Annotated in this window: 16 protein-coding genes; 10 read left to right on the top strand and 6 right to left on the bottom strand. The window is 66.9% G+C overall.

The window, feature by feature from the left end:
* Nucleotides 1–27: 27 nt before the first annotated feature.
* Nucleotides 28–1,314 (bottom strand): beta-ketoacyl-ACP synthase II, encoded by a 1,287-nt coding sequence (gene fabF / locus ACF8ML_RS04215; RefSeq protein WP_017404580.1) that lies wholly within the window; start codon nucleotides 1,312–1,314, stop codon nucleotides 28–30.
* A gap of 205 nt (nucleotides 1,315–1,519) precedes the next feature.
* Between fabF and ACF8ML_RS04220 the strand changes: the two genes are divergently transcribed.
* Nucleotides 1,520–2,122, top strand: a complete 603-nt coding sequence (locus ACF8ML_RS04220) for a TetR/AcrR family transcriptional regulator (RefSeq protein ID WP_016448719.1) — start codon at nucleotides 1,520–1,522, stop codon at nucleotides 2,120–2,122.
* A gap of 15 nt (nucleotides 2,123–2,137) precedes the next feature.
* Here ACF8ML_RS04220 and ACF8ML_RS04225 read toward each other — a convergent pair whose 3' ends face one another.
* The 3 genes from ACF8ML_RS04225 to ACF8ML_RS04235 all read right to left on the bottom strand — a co-directional run bounded on the left by ACF8ML_RS04225 (nucleotide 2,138) and on the right by ACF8ML_RS04235 (nucleotide 5,885).
* Nucleotides 2,138–3,364: a M20 aminoacylase family protein gene (locus ACF8ML_RS04225; protein WP_043790042.1), complete on the bottom strand. Its 1,227-nt coding sequence runs from the start codon at nucleotides 3,362–3,364 to the stop codon at nucleotides 2,138–2,140.
* Nucleotides 3,365–3,498: 134 nt separating this feature from the next.
* Nucleotides 3,499–4,647, bottom strand: coding sequence for a porin (locus ACF8ML_RS04230; protein WP_016448721.1), 1,149 nt, complete (start codon nucleotides 4,645–4,647; stop codon nucleotides 3,499–3,501).
* 182 nt (nucleotides 4,648–4,829) lie between these two features.
* A complete protein-coding gene (locus ACF8ML_RS04235; protein WP_016448722.1) occupies nucleotides 4,830–5,885 on the bottom strand; it encodes a porin in 1,056 nt (351 codons plus the stop codon).
* A gap of 331 nt (nucleotides 5,886–6,216) precedes the next feature.
* Here ACF8ML_RS04235 and coq7 point away from each other — a divergent pair, with 331 nt between their 5' ends.
* The gene (gene coq7, locus ACF8ML_RS04240; RefSeq protein WP_016448723.1) at nucleotides 6,217–6,834 is read left to right on the top strand and encodes a 2-polyprenyl-3-methyl-6-methoxy-1,4-benzoquinone monooxygenase; all 618 of its coding nucleotides are present in this window, start codon (nucleotides 6,217–6,219) and stop codon (nucleotides 6,832–6,834) included.
* Nucleotides 6,835–6,951: 117 nt separating this feature from the next.
* On the opposite strand, the gene ACF8ML_RS04245 is transcribed toward coq7, so the two are convergent.
* Nucleotides 6,952–7,404 (bottom strand): OsmC family protein, encoded by a 453-nt coding sequence (locus ACF8ML_RS04245; protein ID WP_016448724.1) that lies wholly within the window; start codon nucleotides 7,402–7,404, stop codon nucleotides 6,952–6,954.
* 366 nt (nucleotides 7,405–7,770) lie between these two features.
* Between ACF8ML_RS04245 and ilvA the strand changes: the two genes are divergently transcribed.
* From ilvA to ACF8ML_RS04260, 3 genes are read left to right on the top strand one after another with little or no spacing between them, the layout of a single operon-like run.
* Complete coding sequence (gene ilvA / locus ACF8ML_RS04250; RefSeq protein ID WP_046240741.1) at nucleotides 7,771–9,324, top strand: threonine ammonia-lyase, biosynthetic; 1,554 nt, start codon at nucleotides 7,771–7,773, stop codon at nucleotides 9,322–9,324.
* Nucleotides 9,325–9,346: 22 nt separating this feature from the next.
* Nucleotides 9,347–10,159, top strand: coding sequence for an adenosylcobinamide-GDP ribazoletransferase (locus ACF8ML_RS04255; RefSeq protein WP_047326423.1), 813 nt, complete (start codon nucleotides 9,347–9,349; stop codon nucleotides 10,157–10,159).
* Entirely contained in the window at nucleotides 10,156–10,749 is a 594-nt protein-coding gene (locus tag ACF8ML_RS04260) for a histidine phosphatase family protein (protein ID WP_392406377.1), read from the top strand. The genes ACF8ML_RS04255 and ACF8ML_RS04260 overlap by 4 nt, the downstream gene beginning before the upstream one ends.
* Before the next feature lie 6 nt (nucleotides 10,750–10,755).
* On the opposite strand, the gene ACF8ML_RS04265 is transcribed toward ACF8ML_RS04260, so the two are convergent.
* Nucleotides 10,756–11,229, bottom strand: coding sequence for a type II secretion system protein N (locus ACF8ML_RS04265; protein ID WP_392406379.1), 474 nt, complete (start codon nucleotides 11,227–11,229; stop codon nucleotides 10,756–10,758).
* A gap of 22 nt (nucleotides 11,230–11,251) precedes the next feature.
* Here ACF8ML_RS04265 and gspG point away from each other — a divergent pair, with 22 nt between their 5' ends.
* From gspG to gspK, 5 genes are all read left to right on the top strand, one after another.
* Nucleotides 11,252–11,728: a type II secretion system major pseudopilin GspG gene (gene gspG, locus ACF8ML_RS04270; RefSeq protein ID WP_016448729.1), complete on the top strand. Its 477-nt coding sequence runs from the start codon at nucleotides 11,252–11,254 to the stop codon at nucleotides 11,726–11,728.
* Nucleotides 11,729–11,810: 82 nt separating this feature from the next.
* Nucleotides 11,811–12,266, top strand: coding sequence for a GspH/FimT family pseudopilin (locus ACF8ML_RS04275; RefSeq protein WP_016450872.1), 456 nt, complete (start codon nucleotides 11,811–11,813; stop codon nucleotides 12,264–12,266).
* Entirely contained in the window at nucleotides 12,263–12,661 is a 399-nt protein-coding gene (gspI, locus tag ACF8ML_RS04280; protein ID WP_392406382.1) for a type II secretion system minor pseudopilin GspI, read from the top strand. Before ACF8ML_RS04275 ends, gspI begins: the two co-directional genes overlap by 4 nt.
* A complete protein-coding gene (locus ACF8ML_RS04285) occupies nucleotides 12,662–13,369 on the top strand; it encodes a prepilin-type N-terminal cleavage/methylation domain-containing protein (protein ID WP_392406384.1) in 708 nt (235 codons plus the stop codon).
* Complete coding sequence (gene gspK / locus ACF8ML_RS04290; RefSeq protein WP_392406386.1) at nucleotides 13,366–14,343, top strand: type II secretion system minor pseudopilin GspK; 978 nt, start codon at nucleotides 13,366–13,368, stop codon at nucleotides 14,341–14,343. Before ACF8ML_RS04285 ends, gspK begins: the two co-directional genes overlap by 4 nt.
* Nucleotides 14,344–14,361 lie beyond the last annotated feature (18 nt).

Genomic DNA, 14,361 nt, shown 5'->3' on the forward strand with positions numbered 1-14,361 from the left:
CACCGACCCCAGGCCCACCCGCCTCGTTCAGCCCTGCCAGCGCCGGAGCACCAGCGAGGCGTTGACGCCACCAAAGCCGAAACCGTTGACCAGGGCATGCTCCATGGCCCAGGGCCTTGCCGCGCCGGCGATCAGGTCCAGCCCCTGGGCCAGGGGATCGGGCTCCACGAGATTGCGCGTGGCCGGCGCCATCTGGTCGCGCAGCGCCAGCACCGTGAAGATGGCCGCCACCGCGCCCGCCGCGCCCAGCAAATGGCCCGTGGCCGACTTGGTGGAGCTGATCGCCACGCCGCTGCCCTCGCCAAACAGGGAGCGCATGGCTGCCAGCTCGCCCCGGTCGCCCACGGGCGTGGAGGTGGCGTGGGCATTGAGGTACTGCAACTGATCCGGCGACAGCCCGGCCATGGCCAGCGCCTGTGCCATGCTGCGGCGCGCGCCGTCGCCATCTTCCGGGCCCGAGGTGATGTGATAGGCATCGGCACTGGTGCCGTAGCCCACCACTTCGGCCAGCGGCACGGCGCCGCGCGCCAGGGCGTGGTCCAGTCCCTCCAGCACCAGGGCGCCCGCGCCCTCGCCCATGACAAAGCCGTCGCGGCCCGCGTCGAAGGGGCGTGAGGCCTCTTCGGGCCGGTCGTTGTATCCCGTGGAAAGGGCCTTGGCCGCCGCGAACGCGCCCAGGCTCACGCGGTCGATGGCCGCCTCGGCACCGCCGCACAGCGCCACGTCGGCCTCGCCCGAACGGATCATGCGCAGGCCGTCGCCCAGGGCCTGCACGCTGGCTGCGCAGGCAGTGACCGGCGCACCCAGCGGGCCCTTGAGCCCATGGCGTATCGACACATGCCCGGCCGCGAGATTGACCAGGAAAGACGGCACGGTGAAGGGCGACAGGCGCGACACCCCCCGGCTGTCCGTGGTGCGCACGGCCTGGGCAATGGCGCCAAAGCCGCCGATGCCCGAGCCAATGATGCAGGCCGTGCGCGTGCGCTCGTCCTCGCTGGCCGGCTGCCAGCCGGACTGGGCCAGCGCCTGGTCCGAAGCGTCCAGCGCCAGCGGAATGAAGCGGTCCATCTTGCGCTGGTCCTTGGGCGAGACCACGGCATCGATGTCCCAGCCGCCTTCCGGGTCGCGGGCCAGGTCGGGCACCTGGCCTGCCACCTGGCCCGGCACATCGGGCGCCAGATCCTCGGGCAGCCGGCTCAGGCCCGATGCGCCGGACAGCAGCCGGCGCCAGGCCAGTTCAGTGCCCCGCCCCAGCGGCGAAACCATGCCCATGCCCGTGATGACCACGCGGCGTGCGAGAGGACCCGTGCTCATGAACGCTCCCTGATGGACCATGCAGAGACTGCAGCGCGCACGGGGCACAGGCTGCTCGGGATTGAAGAGGCGTTCATCGGTTCTTCCCTGTAGAGTGCACAGCCCCTGCCGCAGACGGTGAGCATTGCCTGCAGGGACGGACTTATGATGATGGCCGTCATCATAAACGCATTTTGATGACAACCATAATCATTGGACAGTGCACATGAAAGTCACGAAAGCCCAGGCCGCGCAGAACCGGCAGGACATCCTCGAAGCCGCTGCGCGGCTGTACCGCGAGCACGGGCTGGACGGCGTCGGCGTGGCCGAGGTGACGCGCGGCGCGGGACTCACCCACGGCGGGCTCTATCGCCACTTCGAATCCAAGGACGCGCTGGTGCGCGAAGCCTGCGCACGCGCCTTCGACTGGTCCATCGCGCCGCTGGACGGCCTGCAGGGTGAACAGGCCGGCAGCCTTGCCGCGCGCGTGCAGTCCTATCTGTCGCCGCAGCACCGCGACAGCCCCGGCGAGGGCTGCCCCGCTGCGGCGCTGGCCGTGGACGTGGCTCGGGCAGGTGGTGATCTTTCAGCGGTGTTCGCCGAAGGGGTGGAACGCAACATCGGCAGGTTTGCGCGCGTGATCGGCACACTTGGCGACGATCAGGCACCCGATGCCGCACAGCGCGCCCAGGCCATGGCCATGCTCAGCAGCATGGTGGGCGCCCTGGTCCTGGCACGTGCCACGGTCGCCGCCAATCCAGCCTTGTCCGACGAGATCCTGGAAACGGTAAAGGCCCACCTTCTTGCGATCGAGGGACAGCCCCGCTGACCGGCTCCGCCTGCGCTATACGTCCTGCGAAGGCAGCGGCATGGCCTGCTCGATCAGGCTGGCGTGCAGGGCAGCGCCCAGCGGCAGCACCTCGTCGTTGAAGTCATACCGGCTGCTGTGCAGCGGCACCCCGGGCTGGGCGCCCGTGGATTGCCCCAGACGCAGGTAGGCGCCGGGTTTGTGCTGCAGCATGAAGGAAAAATCCTCCGCGCCCATGCTGGGCTCCAGCTGCCGGTCCAGGTTCTCCACGCCCACCAGCGCCTGGGCCACGTCGGCCGCAAAGGCGGCCTCCGTGGGGGAGTTGATGGTGGCGGGATAGATGCGCTCGTAGTTGACCTTGGCCGTCGCACCCAGCCCCAGCGCCACCGCGCTGCACAACTCCTGCAGTCGCTGCTCGACACGGTCCTGCACGGCGGGATCGAAGGTCCGCACGGTTCCCACCAGCGTTGCCGTGCCCGGCATCACGCTGAAGGCGCCCAGGTCCCCGGCCTGCACGGCACACAGGCTGATGACGGCACTGTCGATGGCGCGCACATTGCGCGAGACGATGCTCTGCACCGCCGTGGTGATGTGCGCGGCCGCCAGCACCACGTCCACCGTCTGGTAGGGATGGGCGCCGTGGCCGCCGCGCCCCGTGATCTCGATGGTGATGCGGTCGGCAGCCGCCATCATCGCGCCCATGTTGATACCGACGGTGCCGGCGCGCATGGCGGGCCAGTTGTGCATGGCGTACACGGACTGCATCGGAAAGCGGTCGAAAAGACCATCGGCAATCATGGCCCGCGCGCCACCGCGCCCTTCCTCGGCTGGCTGAAAGACCAGCACGGCCGAGCCGTCGAAACGCCGTGTCGCAGCCAGGTAGCGGGCGGCGCCCACCAGCATGGCCGTATGGCCATCATGCCCGCAGCCGTGCATCAGCCCCTGCTTGCCCGATTTCCAGGGAAATTCGTTGTGCTCGACCATGGGCAGTGCATCCATGTCGGCACGCAGGCCCACCATCGCTCCCGAGCTATGCCCCTGGCCACGGATCACGGCCACCAGGCCCGTGGTGCCCAGGCCTTCGTGGATCTCGTCCACGCCGCATTGCCGCAAGGCCTCCTTGACGCGCGCAGCCGTGAAGCGCTCCTCGAACCCCAGCTCAGGATGCGCATGCAGCTCGCGGCGCAGCGCCGTCAGCTCGGGGTGGTACTGGGCGATCTGGGCAAAGGCCCGACCGCCTGCCTTGTATCGAGTGGCTTCCATCGCCTTGGTTCTTTCGCTTCATTGGCCTGCGCATTACCTTAACGCAGGAAATCGCGCCCGCCCACCGTCAGCCCATCGACAGGAAACAAAAAGGCCTCCCGAAGGAGGCCATCCGTTGCGCAAACGCCGCGCGCTCAGAAGCGATGGCGCAGGCCGACGGTGAAGCCCGTGCGCTTGGTGGCGCCATTGGCGTCGAGCATCACGCCCGAGCCGCCACTGGTCTTGGTGTGGTCCAGGGCCACATAGGCATCCGTACGCTTGGAGAAGGCGTAGTCGAGCACCGCCACCAGGAAGTCTGCCTTGCCATTGAAATTGCCCGTGCCCGAGCCCGACTGCTTGGCATGGTAGTAATGCGCGCCCACATTGATCTGGGGCGTGATCTGGTAGCCGAAGCCCATCTTGTACATCTGGCGCTTGTTGGCGTCGCCGGCCACGAAGCCGCCGTTGGACGAACCCGTCCAGAAGGAGTTGAGGATGGCTTGGTCGAATCCACCGCCTGCGGTTGCCGCCGGGAATGCGTCCTTGCGCTTGTTCAGGCCGTAGCCCAGGTTGACGTACCAGGGACCCACGCGGTAGGAGCCGCCCAGGGTATAGGCATCGACCTTGGTGCCGGCCGGCAGCGTCGTGCCCAGGTAGCCGGCGCCTGCGGAAATGCCGCTTTGCGAGTAGCGCAGATAGCCGCCGGCCGTCTTGATGGCGCCACCGGGCACCACGCCAGTGCCGACCTTGTCGAAGGTGTTGTTCTCGTCGAACGAATACTGCAATGCGCCGCGCACGGGGCCGAACTCGGCCAGGTACTTGACCATGTTGCTGGCGCGCGCGCCCATGGACATGCCGATTTCAGGCTTGTAGGCCTCCATGTACGGCGAATACGGGAAGGAGGCATAGGTGGACGTCACCAGATCGAACAGCATGTTGTACTGGCGACCCAGGGTGATCTGGCCGAAGCTCTTGCTGCGCAGGCCCACCCAGGATTGCTGGAAGTAGCTGGCCGCAGCCTGCTCGCCGGTGTCGGTGAGGAAACGGGCTTCCAGGTTGGCAATGGCTGCCAGACCGCCGCCCAGGTCCTCGGTGATGTTGATGCCCCAGCGGCTTTGCGACATGCCGCCGCCGATCATCTGGGTCTTGCCGCTCTTGGTCGGGCCTTCATTGGTGGTGTGGCGCACGCCGGCATCGACGATGCCGTACAGCTGCACGCTGCTTTGCTGGGCGAATGCTGCCAAGGGTGCCGTTGCTGCCAACACCGCCAGTGCCACGCTCTTTTTCACGAATGAAGAATTCATTGTGTTGTCTCTCTCTTGTTAACGATTGGTTGGTGGAAATTTCATTCTAGAAACGCTTTTCCCGCCTCGTCACCGTTGGCACAAGCACAACACAGGTCTTTCCCTAGCACAAAACAAAAGAGCCAGTCCGAAGACTGGCTCTTTTTTGCTTCAAATGGCAACTGGCTTACGCCAGCCGTTCATTAGAAAGCGTGGCGGATACCGACTTGCACGCCAGTCTGGCTTTCGCCAGCTTGCACGCCACCAGCGTACACGCCCTTGGCTTGCAGGCCCAGGGTCGAAGCATCCTTGTTCTTCAGGAATGCCAGGTTGCCGTACAGAGAGGTGCGCTTGGACAGGTTGTGCACGTAGCCCAGAGTGATCTGGTGAGCCTTGGAGTCGATGGCCTTCTGGTCGTACAGAGCGTACTGCAGCTTGACTTCGCCCACGCCGCCCACGGGAGCCGAAGCGCCCAGCATGTAGGAGTTGGTCTTGATGTCGCCGCCGATGTCGCGCTTGAACTTGGTCTGTTGCAGCAGGCCGCTCAGCTTGGCAACGCCGAAGTTGTACGAAGCACCCAGGGTGATTTCGTCACGGTCGGTAGCCAGGCCGCCAACGGCAGTCTTTTGCTGGGCAACGCCCAGGCTGGCGCTCAGGGGGCCGTTGTCGTATGCAACGTAACCGCCGATGTAACGGCCGACGCTGTCAGCAGTACCGATGGTTTGCTTTTCGTCGAAAGCGTAGCCAAAGCCGGCGTTGAAACCGCCGAAGTTGGGGGTGTAGTACGAGATCAGGTTGTTAGCGCGGATGCCGTTGTCGTCGGCGCCTTGGCCAGCAGCCCAGTTACGGAAGCCCATGAACTGGCCGATACCGGTGGCGCTGAACAGGTCGTAGGAGGTCAGCTTTTGGAAGGTCGGAACTTGGTCACGGCCCAGGCGCACTTCACCGAAGTTGCCCGACAGGCTCACGGTGGAACGACGCTTGAAGTTGAAGCCGCTGGCGTTGCCATCGTCACCGAAGATTTCGCCTTCCAGCCAGAAGCCAGCCTTCAGACCACCACCCAGGTCTTCCGTGCCGCGCAGGCCCAGACGGCTCGTGGAAGCGCCGCTGGTGCCCAGACCATAACGGCTGTCGCCAGCTGCGTCCTTGTTCACGTAGGCAACGTTGGTGTCCACGATACCGAACAGGGTCACGGAGGATTGAGCCATTGCGGCGCCGGAAGCAGCCAGCACTGCCAGGGCAATCAGAGATTTTTTCATTACGAGTTACTCCAAGGTTTAGAAGGGCGCCGGTCGTGAGGAAGAGAGGCTTGGCCTGAGGCTCCACCGGTTTCCCGCGCCAACCTCCTGGTGGGGAAGTTAGGGCCTATTGCACCAGACCGCCGCTGCCCATGCAAAGAAATTCACCCACAAACGGGCTTGAACCCCCGTTTTTCGTTGCACTGCCGCAACAAACCTGCAGACCAACACAATCAGGCCCAACCCGAACATCGCGCCGGCCTTGTTGCGCTTGCACAAAGAGAGGGCATGTCGTCCTGGTGTACCGTTCAGACCCTGAATTTGCCAAGATTTTCCGCTCTAGGGACCGCCCATGGACAAGATACTGACTGCCGCCGATGCGGCGCTTCGCACCCTGTTTGCACAGCCTTCCGCGGCCGAGCGCTCTCCCGCCACCGGCATCGCGGAGGGTGAGCTGACCGAGGCACAGCGCCGCCTGTCGGGCGCCTTGATGCGCGTCAATCATGTCGGAGAGGTCTGCGCCCAGGCGCTGTACAACGCCCAGGCCATGGTGACGCGCGACATGGTGCTGCGCGAGCACCTGCTGGAGGCGGCCCGCGAGGAAACCGACCATCTGGCATGGACCCGCGACCGGCTCAACGCCCTGGGCGACCGACCCAGCCTGCTGAACCCGCTGTGGTTCGCCGGGGCATTCGCCATCGGCGTGGTGGCCGCCAAGATCAGTGACGCCGCCAGCCTGGGCTTCGTGGTGGAGACCGAGGAGCAGGTTTCCGCCCACCTGGAATCCCATCTGGGCCGTCTGCCCGAGGAGGACCGCCCTTCGCTGGCCGTGGTGGCCCGCATGAAGGATGACGAGGAACGCCATGCCGCCGCTGCGCGCGAAGCCGGCGCGCTGGAGCTGCCGCCGCCCGCCCGCGCCCTGATGCGCCTGGCCGCCAAGGTCATGACGACGACCGCTCACCGCATCTGAGATCCGAAGCTTCTGAAACGACGGGAGCTGCATCCAGCCAAAAAAGAAGCGGGCCCGGCCCGCTTTCTTCATTCTTGCCGAGTCCCTGCCGAGGCACGGACCCAAGCACCAGATACATCAGGCCTCGACGATGTCGAACCCCGTGGTGATCTCGGCCGTCTTGCCCAGCATGATGGTGGCCGAGCAGTATTTGTCGTGGCTCATGGCAATGGCCCGCTCCACCGCGCCCGCTGGCAGGCCGGTGCCGCTGACGGTGAACTGCATGTGGATCTTGGTGAACACCTTGGGATCGGTGTCCGCGCGCTCCGAAGTGAGCTTGACGCTGCAGCCTTTGACCGCGTGCCTGCCGCGCTTGAGGATCAGCACCACGTCGTAGGCCGTGCAGCCGCCTGCGCCTGCCAGCAGCATTTCCATGGGGCGGGGTGCCTGGTTCTGGCCTCCATTGGCAGGATTGGCCGCATCCGGCGCCCCGTCCATATTGACCACATGGCCGCTGCCCGTTTCCGCCACGAAGCCCATGCCCGAGCGCATGCCGGTCGTGCCGCCTGTCCAACTCACTGTGCATTCCATTGTTGCGTCCTCAAAAAACTGTTGCTATTTTGCATCAACTACACAAAAACCCTGATTTTGTTGCAACGCAGCACCTGCCGTGCATACAATGCACCCAAGCGTTATCTGAAGGGTTAACCCGAACAACCCTCCAGATGGACTGCAGATTGTGAACCAACTTCACTCTGCATCGCACCAGTTGTCTCCTCCACCTCCTCTATTGGTGGATTCAGCCCCCGGCTTTACAGCCTGGGGCTTTTTTTTGCCTTCGTCGTCCCTGGCCCAGCCTGGACGCTGCACTGCAGCATGAGTCACAAGCGCCTATGATGGCCGCCTGACACCGACGGGCCGCCTCCCGGCCTGCTGCTCTCCAGCCTTTCGCCGACGATGAACCACCCCCTGACCCCTGCCGACTACCTGACCAAGATCCTTACCGCGCGCGTGTACGACGTGGCCGTGGAGTCGGACCTGGAGCCCGCCAAGGCGCTGAGCCGCCGCCTGCACAACAAGGTGCTGCTCAAGCGCGAGGACCAGCAGCCGGTGTTCAGTTTCAAGCTGCGAGGCGCCTACAACAAGATGGCACACCTGTCCGCCGAGCAGCTGGAAAAGGGCGTGATCTGCGCCTCGGCCGGCAACCATGCGCAAGGCGTGGCGCTGGGCGCACGCAAGCTCGGTTGCCGCGCCGTGATCGTGATGCCCACCACCACGCCGCAGGTCAAGATCGATGCGGTACAGGCGCTGGGCGGCGAGGTGGAACTGGCCGGGGAAAGCTATTCCGACGCCTACAAGCACGCCGTCAGGCTGCAAAAGGAAAAGGGCCTGACCTTTGTGCACCCCTTCGACGATCCCTATGTGATCGCCGGCCAGGGCACGATTGCCATGGAAATGCTGAGCCAGCTGCAAAAGCTGGGCAGCCCGCGCCTGGATGCCGTATTTGTCGCCATCGGCGGCGGCGGCCTGATCTCGGGCGTGGCCAACTACATCAAGGCCGTGCGCCCCGACGTGAAGGTGATCGGCGTGCACACCAAGGATTCGGACGCCATGCTGCAGTCCGTGCGCGCTGGCCACCGCGTGGAGCTGGCCGATGTGGGCCTGTTCGCCGACGGCACAGCCGTCAAGCTGGTGGGCGAGGAGACCTTCCGCATCGCCCAGGGCCTGGTGGACGACTACGTGGTGGTCGATACCGATGCCGTCTGCGCCGCGATCAAGGACATCTTCGTGGACACGCGCTCCATCGTCGAGCCCTCCGGCGCCCTGGCCGTGGCGGCGATCAAGCAGTACGTCGCGAAGAACAAGACCAGGGGCGAGACCTATGCCGCCATCCTGTGCGGCGCCAACATGAACTTTGACCGGCTGCGCTTCGTGGCCGAGCGTGCCGAGGTGGGCGAGGAGCGCGAGGCGCTTTTTGCCGTGACCATCCCCGAGGAACGCGGCAGCTTCAAGCGCTTTTGCGAAGTCGTGGGCAAGCTGCCTGGCGGCCCGCGCAACGTGACCGAGTTCAACTACCGCATCAGCCACGAGAACAAGGCCCATGTCTTCGTGGGCCTGACCACGGCGGCACGCGGCGAGTCCGAGAAGATCGCCAGGAACTTCGAGAAGCAGGGCTTCGAGGCGCTGGACCTGACCTTCGACGACATGGCCAAGGAGCATCTGCGCCACATGGTCGGCGGCCATTCGCCGCTGGCGCAGGAAGAGCGCCTGCTGCGCTTCGTCTTCCCCGAGCGCCCCGGCGCACTGTTCAAGTTCCTCAGCCTGATGGCGCCGACCTGGAACATCTCGCTGTTCCATTACCGCAACCAGGGTGCGGACTACGGCCGCATCCTGGTCGGCATGCAGGTGCCCGCCAAGGATGGCCGTAAATTCGACGCCTTCCTGAGCAATCTGGGCTACCCCTGGGTCGAGGAAACCGGTAACCCTGCCTACCAGCTCTTCCTGAAGTAGGACCCGCCTCGGCTGTCCAGACATGCAGCCCATACGCCATTTCCTGCTGGCCCTGCAGTTCTTCAGCCGCATTCCGGTCACCGGGCGGCTTGCGGCCTGGGCCGGCTGGAGTCCGGCAATGCAGCACGCCAGCGTGGCCCATCTGCCGGGCGTGGGCTGGCTGGTCGGCGCCTGGGGCGCGGCGTGGCTGCTGGCCGCAGGCTGGCTGCTGGCACCCAGCCCCTGGATGCCTCTGGTAGCTGCCGTGCTGTCCACCGTGGCCACGCTATGGATGACAGGGGGCTTGCACGAGGATGGATTGGCCGATGTGGCCGACGGCCTGGGCGGCTTTGTCCCGCCCCAGCGCGCGCTGGAAATCATGAAGGATTCGCGCCTGGGAGCCTACGGCGCCATGGCGCTGGTGATGGCGTTGATGACCAGGATCTCCCTGGTCGCGCTGCTGATCGACATTCGCGTGCAATGGGCGGCCTTGCTGCTGTGCAGCATCCATGTGCTGTCGCGCATGGCGCCGCTGGCCCTCATGCAATGCCTTCCCTATGTGGGCCAGGCCGCCCACTCCAAGGCCTTGCACGCCGCGGGTCGGCCATTGGCTGCCAGGGGCCTGGTCGCGGCAATCCTCTGGTGCCTGCCCGCCCTGGCGCTGACAGGCTGGCTGGCGGGCCTGCCGCTCGTCATCGGCCTGGTCCTGCCCGGCGCCCTGGTCACGGCGGCCATGGTGCGCTGGCTGCGCCGTCGCCTGGGCGGCATGACGGGCGATTGCCTGGGCGCCGCCCAGCAGGTCTGTGAACTGGCCATGCTGCTGGGCGCCGCCGCTGTGCTGATGCGGATGCAATGAACGCTCTCCCAACGCCGCGCCTTTGGCTGGTACGCCATGCCCGCCCCCTGGTGGAGCCCGGCATCTGCTATGGCCGGCTCGACATGGAGGCCGACGCCCAGGCCACGGCCGATGCGGCGCAGGCCCTGCACCTCGCCCTGCCTGCGGATTGCCTGCTGGCGCATTCGCCACTGCGCCGATGCCATCAATTGGCACAGGCCCTGCAGGCACTGCGGCCCGGCCTGGTATCGGCGGCGGACAGCCGCCTGCTGGAGATGGACTTCGGCGAGTGGGAAGGCCAGCCATGGGATGCGCTGGACCGCAGCGCCATCGATGCCTGGGCGGCAGACCTTGCCGGGCACGCGCCGGGCCGGGGAGAGTCCCTGGCCGCCATGCTGCGCAGGGTGGATGAGGCCTTGCAGCAGGCAAGGATGTACTCGAAGGACGACGGCGCCGGGCGCGACATCGTCTGGATCACCCATGCCGGCGTGGCGCGCTGCGTGCAATGGCTGCTGCGTGAAGGCAACGCACTGCCTCAGGCGGCCCAGTGGACGCTGCCGGCTCCTGACTTTGGCGGCTGGCTGGTATTGGAACTGCAGCCGCCGCACTGACCGGACTCAGCGCTTGTCGGGCAGGGACAGCTGCAGCGTGATGGAGGCGGGGCCATCGACGCTGGGGCCCAGGCGCGCCTCGCGGCCCGAGACCGACTGCAGCACCACGCCCTCTTCCACGGCACGCCCCACGCGAAACGGCTTGGCCGGCTGGTTGCCCACGGCGATGACCGCCGCGCCGCCGCCGCTGTCGCGACCGGCCAGCACACCCACCAGCGCATAGCGCGAGACCACAGGCGCCGCGACCGGCACAGCAACACCCTGAGCAGCGGCCACGCCCCCCAGGGCCTGCGCCAGCGCGGGCGCATCGACCTGCAGTGCCTCGGGGGGAGCCGGTGGCACGGGTGCCCCCACGCCGCCATTGCCCAGGCGCATGGCCCAGAAAGCCACGATGCCGGCCGCCAGCAGCCAGAGCACGAATGTGGCCGCCTTGACGTGCCAGGTCCGGGCCTGGCCCCGGTTCAATGAAAGTGTCACCATCGCGCGATTATGATGGAGCGATATGTCCAATTTGCTGCACCGTTCCATGACCAGCCTTCCCCGCCGTCCGCTGCCTGCCCTGCGCACCGCCGTCCAGCGCGGCTTCACGCTGATCGAGCTGATGGTGGTCCTGGTCATCATCGGCGTGCTGGCGGCCCTGATCGTGCCCAACGTGCTGGACCGCGCCGACGATGCCCGCGTCACGGCTGCACGCACCGACATCACCAACATCTCCCAGGCGCTCAAGCTCTACCGCCTCGACAACCAGCGCTATCCCACGGCCGAGCAGGGCCTGCAGGCGCTGATCATCCGTCCCACGAGCGGACCGCTGCCCAACAACTGGAAGCCCTATCTGGAAAAGCTGCCCAACGATCCCTGGGGCCGCCCGTACCAGTACCTGAATCCGGGCATCAAGGGCCCCATCGACATCATGTCCTTCGGTGCCGACGGCCAGGCCGGCGGAGAGGGCAAGGATGCCGACATCGGCAGCTGGCAGTAAGTCGATGGCCCGGGCGATGGCCCGCAAGCGCCGCGCTGCACCGCACCACAGGCCCGCACTCCCGGCGGGCCTGCCTGCTCTCATGCCCCACCAGACGGTTGCGCCCACCCTGACCACTCCTTCGCGCGGCTTCACCCTGCTGGAACTGCTGGTGGTCATCAGCATCATGGCGATTGCCGCTGCCGGCGCAAGCCTGTCTCTGCGCGACAGCGGGCAGGCCCAGCTGGAACGCGAGGCCGAGCGCTTGGCCGCACTGCTGGAATCGGCCCGCGCACAGGCACGAGCCAACGGCGTGCCCGTGCGCTGGCGGCCCATGCCGCAGGGCTTTCGCTTCGAGGGCCTGCCGGCCAGCGCGCAATTGCCTTCGCAATGGCTGCAGCCCGGGGTGCAGGCACAGCCGGCGACGCCGCTGATCCTCGGCCCCGAGCCACTGATTCCTCCCCAGTCCGTCACGCTAACGCTGCGCGACTCCAACAGCCCGCCGCTGCGCGTGGCCACGGATGGACTGCGGCCCTTTGCCGTGCAATCCCTGCCATGACAGGCATCCACGGACCACGCCGCAGGCACGGCGCGCCAAGGCGCCTGCCGCACGGCTTCACGCTGATCGAGGTCCTGGTGGCCCTGGGCATCGTGGGCATTGCCCTGATGGCAGGCCTGCAGGCCACATCGGCCCTGACTCGCAATGCCGAGCGCCAGTCCGAGGTGCTGCTGGCCCAGCTGTGCGCGCAAAACGAACTGGTGCGCCTGCGCCTGTCGCGCCAGATGCCGCCCGTGGGCGACAACAGCCTGACCTGCGAGCAGGGCGGCCGGCAACTGCAGGTCCGGCTCAGCGTGCGGCCCACGCCCAATCCCAGCTTCCGCCGTGTCGATGCCCTGGTGGTCACGGCAGAGCATCCCGTGCTGCGCGTATCCACCATCGTGGGACGCTTCTGAATGCGCTTGCGCCACCCCTCCCGCACGCACGGCTTCACCCTGGTGGAGCTGATGGTGGCCATCGCCGTCATGGCCCTGCTGGCCCTGGTGAGCTGGCGCGGACTGGACAGCATGGTGCGCTCGCAGGAGACCATTCGCGCCCGCAACGAGCAGCAGATGGTGCTGCAGACCGTCATCGCCCAGTGGAATGCCGACCTCGAAGCACTGATGCCGCTGGAGCACGCCCAGGTCATCGACTGGGACGGCCAGGTGCTGCGCATGACCCGCAAGAGCAGCGCCGCCGTGGACGACGGCGCCGTGGTCGTCGCCTGGGCGCGCCGCCAGACGGCAGGGCGCGACCAGTGGCTGCGCTGGCAGTCGCCGCCGCTGCGCACGCGCGCACAGTGGCGCGATGCCTGGAACCAGGGATCGCAATGGGGGCGCAACCCCTCGGACGACCAGCGCCGGCGCGAAACCGTGCTGATGCCCCTGGACCAATGGCGCCTGTACTACTACCGCGACAACGCCTGGAGCAATCCGCAGTCCAGCGGCTCGGACAACGGCACGGGCACGGTCAACCCGCCATCCGGCGGCACCAACAGCAGCGCACAGCTGCCCACGATTCCCGACGGCATCCGCGTCGAACTGACCCTGCCGCCCGACAGCGCCATTCCTGGCCGCGTCACCATGGACTGGGTCAACCCCTTGCGCTCCAACAGCCGATCATGATGCGCGCACCCCGCCCCCTGCCCGGCCGCCGCCGCCACCGTGGCGTGGCCCTGCTGGCCGCCATGCTCACGGTGACCCTGGTGGCCACGTTCGCCGCCACCGCGCTGTGGCAGCAGTGGCGCAGCGTGGAGGTCGAGACCGCCGAGCGCAACCGCATGCAGGCCGCCTGGATCCTGCTGGGTGCGCTGGACTGGTCGCGCGTGGTGCTGGCCGAGGATGCGCGCACCAGCCTGCAGGTGGACCATCTGGCCGAACCCTGGGCCGTGCCGCTGCAGGAGGCGCGCCTGTCCACCTTTCTGGCGGCGCAGAACAACGTCAGCCAGGTCGATGACGGCATGGCCGACATGCAGGACGCCTTTCTCTCGGGCCAGATCATCGACCTGCAGTCGCGCCTGAACCTGCGCAACCTGCTGAGCGCGCCCGACAAGCCCGAAACCCTGCGCCCGCTGGCCCGCCTGCTGGAACGCCTGAACCTGCCCCCTGCCTATGCCGCCCAGATCGTCCAGGCCCTGCGCGCAGCGGCCACCGCCGGCGAGGGCGCGCAGTTCCTGATGCCGCGCACGCTGAGCCAGTTCGGCTGGCTGGGATTGCCGCCCGAGGTCGTCTCGCGCCTGGAGCCCTACATCACCCTGCTGCCCGAGAACACGCCCGTCAACCTCAACACCGCCAGCGCCGAAGTCATCTGGGCCAGCGTGGAGGACCTGACCTGGTCCCAGGCCAGCCAGCTGGTGCAGCTGCGCGCATCGCGCCCGCTGCGCAGCCTGGCCGATGCCTCCAACGCGCTGGGCCTGCCTCAGAAATTCGAGGGACAGAACCTGTCGGTCGCCACCAGCTTCTTCGAGGCGCGTGGCCGCATGCGCCTGGGCGAGATCGTGGCCAGCGAACGCTCCATGTTGCGGCGCAACAACATGACAGTCACTACCATCTGGCGCGAGAGGGGGGACTGGGGATTGCCCGAAGCTCCCGCGCCGTGACAGATGCCTGTCACACTC

Source organism: Delftia sp. WSY_10 (assembly GCF_043104705.1).
Lineage (GTDB): Bacteria > Pseudomonadota > Gammaproteobacteria > Burkholderiales > Burkholderiaceae_C > Comamonas > Comamonas tsuruhatensis.

Bases quoted from the DNA above. Each gene is read 5' to 3' on its own strand.
- ACF8ML_RS04275 (WP_016450872.1), top strand. From the start codon at position 11,811: ATGCCCCACCAGACGGTTGCGCCCACCCTGACCACTCCTTCGCGCGGC.
- ACF8ML_RS04225 (WP_043790042.1), bottom strand. From the start codon at position 3,364: ATGGAAGCCACTCGATACAAGGCAGGCGGTCGGGCCTTTGCCCAGATC.
- gspG (WP_016448729.1), top strand. From the start codon at position 11,252: ATGTCCAATTTGCTGCACCGTTCCATGACCAGCCTTCCCCGCCGTCCG.
- coq7 (WP_016448723.1), top strand. From the start codon at position 6,217: ATGGACAAGATACTGACTGCCGCCGATGCGGCGCTTCGCACCCTGTTT.
- gspI (WP_392406382.1), top strand. From the start codon at position 12,263: ATGACAGGCATCCACGGACCACGCCGCAGGCACGGCGCGCCAAGGCGC.
- ACF8ML_RS04220 (WP_016448719.1), top strand. From the start codon at position 1,520: ATGAAAGTCACGAAAGCCCAGGCCGCGCAGAACCGGCAGGACATCCTC.
- ACF8ML_RS04285 (WP_392406384.1), top strand. From the start codon at position 12,662: ATGCGCTTGCGCCACCCCTCCCGCACGCACGGCTTCACCCTGGTGGAG.
- ACF8ML_RS04230 (WP_016448721.1), bottom strand. From the start codon at position 4,647: ATGAATTCTTCATTCGTGAAAAAGAGCGTGGCACTGGCGGTGTTGGCA.
- fabF (WP_017404580.1), bottom strand. From the start codon at position 1,314: ATGAGCACGGGTCCTCTCGCACGCCGCGTGGTCATCACGGGCATGGGC.
- ACF8ML_RS04255 (WP_047326423.1), top strand. From the start codon at position 9,347: ATGCAGCCCATACGCCATTTCCTGCTGGCCCTGCAGTTCTTCAGCCGC.
- ACF8ML_RS04235 (WP_016448722.1), bottom strand. From the start codon at position 5,885: ATGAAAAAATCTCTGATTGCCCTGGCAGTGCTGGCTGCTTCCGGCGCC.
- ilvA (WP_046240741.1), top strand. From the start codon at position 7,771: ATGAACCACCCCCTGACCCCTGCCGACTACCTGACCAAGATCCTTACC.
- ACF8ML_RS04260 (WP_392406377.1), top strand. From the start codon at position 10,156: ATGAACGCTCTCCCAACGCCGCGCCTTTGGCTGGTACGCCATGCCCGC.
- ACF8ML_RS04245 (WP_016448724.1), bottom strand. From the start codon at position 7,404: ATGGAATGCACAGTGAGTTGGACAGGCGGCACGACCGGCATGCGCTCG.
- gspK (WP_392406386.1), top strand. From the start codon at position 13,366: ATGATGCGCGCACCCCGCCCCCTGCCCGGCCGCCGCCGCCACCGTGGC.
- ACF8ML_RS04265 (WP_392406379.1), bottom strand. From the start codon at position 11,229: ATGGTGACACTTTCATTGAACCGGGGCCAGGCCCGGACCTGGCACGTC.